The following is a 2,093-nucleotide window of genomic DNA, read 5'->3' on the forward strand; positions in this document are numbered from 1 at the left end:
AAATACGGTGACATCTCCTGTGTTGGTTACTGTATAAGTATAGGTAATAACATCTCCTACACTCACTACTCCGTCTGAGCCTAAGTCTAAACTACTTGTTTTGGTAATACTTAACTCTGGACTCTGATTAAGAGAAATAATTGTAGGGTCATTAGTTGGATCAGTATCGGCATCTGAGCCATCTACCGTCTCGTTATCTAAAATAGTAGTTCCATCTTCATCTACATTTGTATCAGAAACATCACTTACATCGTCCGTACCACTTGGACTATCTCCAGTCGCTGTTGCACTGTTTTCAATATAACCATTATCTAAGTCTGTTTGATCAATTGTCTGTTCTACCGTAACTGTAACACTTGCACCTGGTGCTAAACTTGGAATATTGGTTAAACCGCCTGGATAAGTTAATGTTCCTGAATCTGCATTGGCATCTGTAACTTCAATATCTGTTAACGTTACAGCTCCTGTGTTAGTTACAATGATATCGTATTCGATAACATCATTTAATACACTTCCTGATGTTGTAATAGTCTTGGTTACTGTTAATTCCGGGTTACAAGCGGAAGAAACACTAGGATCAATAACTGCACCATAATACGTAACGTTAGTATAATCGACATCTGTGTCCGTTACTAAACCATTTGAAGCATTAACCGATGCAGGATTACCAGTACCAAATTGACCACCATCACCACCATCTGCTAATCCATTATCATACGCCTCATTTGCATCAGAACAACCATCTCCATCACTATCTAAATTTTGAAAGTCGTAGCTATTATCATTTAATGTATCTGTAGGTGTAGTAGTTTCAGCTGTATCATCTGCTCCATTACCATCACCATCATTAAAACCAACATCATTGGCATCTATAACACCATCATCATTAGTATCTAAAGCATCATTACCTGCCTCAACTACATCATAAATTCCATCATTATCAGAATCTAAATCTAAATAATCCTCTATACCATCACCATCTGTATCAACACAGCTATAGTCTATATTTGGAGCAGCCATGACAAAAACTTTACCGTCTGAAGAATCTGTTCCGTTAGTTCTATCATAAACTCGAATCCAATATATTTCACTTCCTACAGGAGCCAAATTATCAATAGGAAATGTAGCAATTTCTAAATTCTCAACAGCTTCCGCTAATATATCAGCACCTGTATCTACATAATCAGATGTTACAACGCTTAAAGCCGAACCTAAAACATTTTTATTATAGTCAAGTGCTTCAATACGCATTGGATTATTTCCTGATTTCTCAAAAATCAATAAGTAAATTAAATCTTTGGATATAATAGGTGTATCAAAACCTAATTCGTAATATGAGACATCATTCACTAAATCTACAAGTAAATCTTGAAATACATTCATATCTCTAGATTGAAAAGCAGGTAATATATCGTTATTCCAATCAGTCGCTGAAGTAAAATCTAAATCTTCAACACCATAAGTTCTTCTCTTAATCTCACCAGAATTAAATGTTCCTGAAGTTGATACAAAATTTTCAACATATGCGGTTGGAGACTGAAAATCTGATATTGTTTCTCCATTATAAGTAAATGAATTAAATACAACTGGTCCAGAACTTCCACTTGGAGAATCTATATCCCAAGCTGTAGGAATTATACTTCCTGTAATTCCACTACCATTAATATTATAACCTAGACATTCTATTGAATCTAATATACCGTCATTATCGTCATCATCGTCACAAAAATCTGAAATTCCATCGCCATCTGTATCAGTATTACCAGAAGCCATGGCATCACAAGGGTCTACATAACAAACACTTAACGTAAAATCGCCGTCTGTAACTTGTGGATTTGTACCCAGACTATAATCAACTCCTGTTTCTGTAACTAAACCATTTGAGGCATCAACACTTGCTGGATTACCAGTACCAAACTGACTACCATCTCCTCCATCCGCATTTGCATCATTATACGCTTCATTGGCATCACTACAACCATCATCATCACTGTCTAAATTTTGAAAATCGTAACTACCATCATTTAATGTATCTATAGGAGTAGTTGCTTCCGCTGTATCATCAGCGCCATTACCATCACCATCATTAAAAC

General features: G+C 35.7%; 1 protein-coding gene. It reads right to left on the minus strand.

Annotated features, from left to right (window positions below):
* Window positions 1-2,093: DUF7507 domain-containing protein (locus GN138_RS15840; RefSeq protein ID WP_197429367.1), on the minus strand; the 2,093-nt coding region annotated here is incomplete at both ends.

Source organism: Winogradskyella endarachnes, from assembly GCF_009741275.1.
Lineage (GTDB): Bacteria > Bacteroidota > Bacteroidia > Flavobacteriales > Flavobacteriaceae > Winogradskyella > Winogradskyella endarachnes.